Source organism: Nonomuraea sp. NPDC001684 (assembly GCF_053596515.1).
Map to the genome: position 1 here is coordinate 1 of NZ_JBSFGJ010000603.1, position 4,597 is coordinate 4,597.

The following is a 4,597-nucleotide window of genomic DNA, read 5'->3' on the forward strand; positions in this document are numbered from 1 at the left end:
CGACAGGCTGCTGCGCTACCCGTCGGGGTTCGGCCGGTCCACGCAGCTCCAGGGGCACGTCGTGGACTTCATCGAGGTCCTGCCCGGGCACTTCCATGGATCGACACCTTCAGGCCGGTGATGTCCAGCGTCACAACGCACGCTCCTTGATCGCGCGGGCCGTCCGCGGGTCGAGCGCGTCCCGCAGCGTGTCGCCGAGGAAGTTGAACGCCAGCACCACGGTCAGGATCGCCAGGCCGGGGAACGTCGCCACCCACCAGCTGTCGAAGACCTCCACGCCGGAGGCCACCATCGCGCCCCACTCGGGGGACGGCGGCTTGGCGCCCAGGCCCAGGAACGACAGGCCGGACAGCAGCAGCAGCGCCGTGCCGATGTCGAGCGTGGCCAGCACCAGGATCGGGCCGGTCACGTTCGGCAGCACGTCCACCCGCAGCGAGCGCCACACCGAGAAGCCCAGCAGCCGCCCGCTCAGCACGAACTCCCGCTCGCGCACGCCCAGCACCAGCCCGCGGGTGACGCGGGCGTAGGCGGGCCAGGCCACCACCAGCACGGCCAGCACCGCGTTGCCCAGGCTCGCGCCCAGCGCCGCGGCCACCACCATGGCCAGGATCACGGTCGGGAACGCGAACACCAGGTCCGCGATCCGCATGATCGTCTCGCCGACCCACTTGCCGAAGTACCCGGCGCACGCCCCCAGCAGGCCGCCGACCAGCACCGACAGCACGACCAGCAGCAGCGTCAGCGGGATCGACACCCGCGCGCCGTACATGACGCGGCTCAGGATGTCGCGTCCGAGCTGGTCGGTGCCGAACCAGTGGCCGGGCCCCGGGGGCGCCAGCCGCGGCAGGTCCTGGGCCAGCGGGTCGTGCGGCGCCAGCCACGGCGCGGCCAGCGCGATCACCAGCCAGGCCACGGCCAGGACGGCGCCCGCGACGGCCAGCGGCTGCCGCCACGCCTCGGGCAGCCTGCCCAGCAGACCCTTGCCTCTCATTGCAGCCTCACTCGGGGATCGATGACGCCGTACAGCACGTCCACGATCAGGTTGATGACCAGGTAGACCACGCCCACGACCAGGCCGACGCCCATCACGGCGGGCAGGTCGAGGCTGGTGGCGCTCTTGTAGGCGTACTGGCCGACGCCGGGCCAGGCGAAGATCGCCTCGACCAGGACGGTGCCGGACAGCAGGCTGCCGAAGGCGAGACCGGCCACGGTGATGATCGGGACCAGCGCCGAACGCAGCACGTACCTGAACAGGATCACCCGGCCCGGCAGCCCCTTGGCGCGGGCCGCCCGGACGTAGTCCTGGCCCAGCACCTCCAGCACCGCCGAACGGGTGAAGCGGGTCAGCAGGCCGATCGTGTACAGCGCCAGCACCAGCGCGGGCGTGATCAGATGGCCGACGGCGGAGGTGAAGATGTCCCACCGGCCCGCCAGCAGCGCGTCGACCGTCTGCAGCCCGGTCACCGCCGGCGCCGAGCCGAGCGCCGCGTCCACGCGACCGCTGCCCGGCGTGATCTGCAACCGGAAGAAGAACACGTAGAACGCCACCAGCGCCAGCCAGAACGTCGGCACCGAGATGCCGATCAGGCTGACCAGCCGCAGCACGTGGTCGGACAGCCGGTCCCTGCGCAGCGCGGCGACCACGCCGAAGGCCACGCCCAGCACCAGCGAGATCAGGATCGCCGCGCCCGCCAGCTCCAGCGTCGCCGGGACGAACTCGGCCAGGTCCTGGCTGACCGGGCGGTGGCTCTGCTGGCTCATGCCCAGGTCACCCTGGACCAGGCCCTGCAGATAGATCCCGTACTGCTGCCACAGCGGCTTGTCCAGGCCGTGCTCGGACCGCCACTGCGCCACGATGGCCGGGTCGCCCAGGGCCCGCTGGCCCAGGTTGGCGGCCACCGGGTCGCCGGGCACCAGGTTCGTCAGCAGGAACGTGACGAGCGTGATGCCCCAGGCCAGCAGCACGGCGATGAGGATGCGCCGGATGAGGAAGCGCGCCAGCGGGTGCACGCCCCGCCGCCGCCGCGTGCCCGCGGCGGCCGCCTCGACCGGGGAGCCGGCGCCGGGGCGCGGCGGCGAGCCCGCCGCGCCCGGGTTGTCGGACACCTGACGGTCTCCTTACTTCGCGCCGAGGTCGGCGACGTCCACGGTCCAGACCGGGTGGTACTCCAGGCCCGTCACGGACGCGGCCGACACGATGTTCTGGCTCGGCTGGATCAGCGGCACGAACGGGCCGGAGGTGTTGAGCTTGGTCTGCAGGTCGGCGTAGGCCGTCTTGCGGGCCTCGTCGCCGATCGCGGTCGCGGCCTTGTCAGCGGCCGCCTCGATCTCCTTGGCCGCGCCTTCCTTCCAGCCGGCCCGCAGGCCCACGGTCTTGCCGGGGGCGAAGGCCAGGTAGTCGCTCGGGTCCGGGTAGTCCGGGCCCCAGTACCACAGGCCCATCTCCTCCTTGCCGTTGCGGTAGTTGTCCAGCGCGGTCGTCACCGGCGCGGGCTGGAGGTCCACCGTGATGCCGACCTCCTTGAGGTTGGCCTGGATGCGCTCGGCCAGCGGCTGGAACGACAGGCCGTTGACGGTCAGCTCGCTCGGGAACTCCAGCTTGACGGTCGGGTTCGACACGCCGCTGGCCGCCAGGGCCGCCTTGGCGCCCTCGACGTCCCGCTTGGGAGCCTGCTCCGGCGGCAGCGCGCCGAGCAGCTGCGACGGGATCACGCCCGGCGCCTGCGTCGAGCCCTCGCCGGCCAGCTCCAGCAGGCCCGCGTAGTCGACGCCCTTGCGCACGGCCTCGACGAACTTGGCGTTCGGCGTGGTCTTGCTGACGCCCGAGTCCTGGTTGGCCAGCAGGAAGATGACGTTCGCCGAGGCGGTCTTCTTCACCTGCAGGGTGGAGGGCATGTTCGTGACCTGGTCACCGGACAGGTTCAGCGCCACCTGGCTGTCGCCGCGCTGCACGTTGAGCTTCTGCGTGGCGGCCTCGACGTTGCGGATGACGACCTTGTCGTAGGCCGGCTTGGTGCCGTAGTACTTCGGGTTCGCCTTGAGCGTGACCTGGCTGCTCACGTTGAACGACTCGATCGTGTACGGCCCTGACCCCGCCGAGGAGGCGTTCAGGTACTGCTCGGCCTTGTCCTGGGCGTCGGCCGTCGCGCCGTGCTCCTTGGCGACCTTGCTGTTGAGGATGCCCAGCGCCGGGTTCGGCAGGATGTAGGGCAGCGCCGGGTTCGGCGCCTTCGACGTCAGCGTGATCGTCGAGTCGTCGGTCTTGGCCACCTCGACGCCGTCCAGCAGGAACGACGGGGTGCCCTTCATGTCGCGCACGCGGTTGAGCGAGAACACCACGTCGTCGGCGGTGATCGGCGAGCCGTCGGCGAAGGTGGGACCCTTCTTGAGCTTGAGCGTCAGCGTCTTGCCGTCCTCGCTCAGCTCGTAGGACTCGGCCAGCGCCGGGACCGGCTTGGTCACGTCGGAACCGTCGAAGGTCAGCAGCGTCTCGTAGACGGCCTTGCCGACGATGAGCCCGGTCGGCTCGTAGGTGCGGCCGGGGTCGGCCGTCTTGAGGTCGAACGACGTGTCGATGACGAGCGTCTTCCCACCGCCACCGGAGGCCGCCGGGGTCTGCGAGGTGCCGCCGCTTCCGCAGGCGGCGAGGGCGAGCGCACCGGCGAGCAGCACTGCCGCCGTCTGCGAGCGGGTCGCCATGGGGTCCTCCAAATTGGACGTTCGGGAGAAGGATGTCGAGGATTGTCCGGCAGAACGTCCAGGTCATGTGCGGTCCGCGAGACGGATATAAATGGTCGAGGTGTAATGATGAGTGATATTTCCAGAAATGGTGCCAGCGGCGGCGGTCAGCCTGGACGGATCGGCATCGGTCTCGAACTGGACGACGTCCATATGAAGATCCTTGAGGTCCTGCGCGAGAACGGCAGGATCTCGGTCGCCGCGCTGGCCGAACGGGTGGGCATCTCCCGCGCGAACGCCTACACGCGCTTCGAGGCGCTGCGCGCCGACGGCGCGATCAAGCGCTTCACCGCGGAGATCGACCACGTGCGTGCCGGGCTCGGCATCACCGCGCTGATCTTCGTGACCGTGCGCCAGCAGATGTGGAAGCAGTTCAGGGCCGAACTGGCCCGGATGCCCGAGGTCGAGTACTGCGCGATCACCACCGGCCAGCACGACGCCATGATCCAGGTACGGGTCTCCGACGTGGCCGCCGTGCACGCCATGGTGACCGACCGCCTGGCCAACATCCCGGCGGTCAAGGCCACCGAAACCGTGTTCATCCTGGACGAAGTGCTCAGGCGGCCGTACGTGCTGCCGTCCGACCGGGACGCCTCCCGTCCCGCGCGGCGGACACCCCAGGAGACGCAAGGGGACGTGCCGCTCGGCATGATGCGCTTCGTCGGCGCTGCCGAGGGACGCGCCGCCCTCCGCAAGGACGGCTAGCCACCGCTCTGCGCAAGGACGGTGGACCACCGTTCTGCGCAAGGACGGTGGACCACCGTTCTGCGCAAGGACGGTGGACCACCGTTCTGCGCAAGGATGGCTAGCCACCGCTCTGCGCAAAGACGGTCGGGCGCCGCCCTCCGCATGGTCGGGC

The 4,597-nt window shown here is 70.4% G+C and carries 5 protein-coding genes; 1 reads left to right on the forward strand and 4 read right to left on the reverse strand.

Annotated elements, in window-relative coordinates:
- Nucleotides 1-130: 130 nt before the first annotated feature.
- The 4 genes from ACWCSD_RS48240 to ACWCSD_RS48255 form a co-directional block, all read right to left on the reverse strand.
- Nucleotides 131-991, reverse strand: a complete 861-nt coding sequence (locus ACWCSD_RS48240; protein ID WP_352328927.1) for an ABC transporter permease — start codon at nucleotides 989-991, stop codon at nucleotides 131-133.
- The gene (locus ACWCSD_RS48245) at nucleotides 988-2,106 is read right to left on the reverse strand and encodes an ABC transporter permease (RefSeq protein WP_397156409.1); all 1,119 of its coding nucleotides are present in this window, start codon (nucleotides 2,104-2,106) and stop codon (nucleotides 988-990) included. Before ACWCSD_RS48245 ends, ACWCSD_RS48240 begins: the two co-directional genes overlap by 4 nt.
- Nucleotides 2,107-2,118: 12 nt before the next feature.
- The gene (locus ACWCSD_RS48250; protein WP_352351040.1) at nucleotides 2,119-3,699 is read right to left on the reverse strand and encodes an ABC transporter substrate-binding protein; all 1,581 of its coding nucleotides are present in this window, start codon (nucleotides 3,697-3,699) and stop codon (nucleotides 2,119-2,121) included.
- 63 nt (nucleotides 3,700-3,762) lie between these two features.
- Nucleotides 3,763-3,891, reverse strand: a complete 129-nt coding sequence (locus ACWCSD_RS48255) for a hypothetical protein (protein WP_352351038.1) — start codon at nucleotides 3,889-3,891, stop codon at nucleotides 3,763-3,765.
- On the opposite strand from ACWCSD_RS48255, the gene ACWCSD_RS48260 reads away from it, so the two are divergent.
- Nucleotides 3,892-4,443 (forward strand): Lrp/AsnC family transcriptional regulator, encoded by a 552-nt coding sequence (locus ACWCSD_RS48260; RefSeq protein ID WP_352351036.1) that lies wholly within the window; start codon nucleotides 3,892-3,894, stop codon nucleotides 4,441-4,443.
- Nucleotides 4,444-4,597: the final 154 nt, after the last annotated feature.

Bases quoted from the DNA above. Each gene is read 5' to 3' on its own strand.
- ACWCSD_RS48240 (WP_352328927.1), bottom strand. From the start codon at position 991: ATGAGAGGCAAGGGTCTGCTGGGCAGGCTGCCCGAGGCGTGGCGGCAG.
- ACWCSD_RS48250 (WP_352351040.1), bottom strand. From the start codon at position 3,699: ATGGCGACCCGCTCGCAGACGGCGGCAGTGCTGCTCGCCGGTGCGCTC.
- ACWCSD_RS48255 (WP_352351038.1), bottom strand. From the start codon at position 3,891: ATGGACGTCGTCCAGTTCGAGACCGATGCCGATCCGTCCAGGCTGACC.
- ACWCSD_RS48260 (WP_352351036.1), top strand. From the start codon at position 3,892: ATGAAGATCCTTGAGGTCCTGCGCGAGAACGGCAGGATCTCGGTCGCC.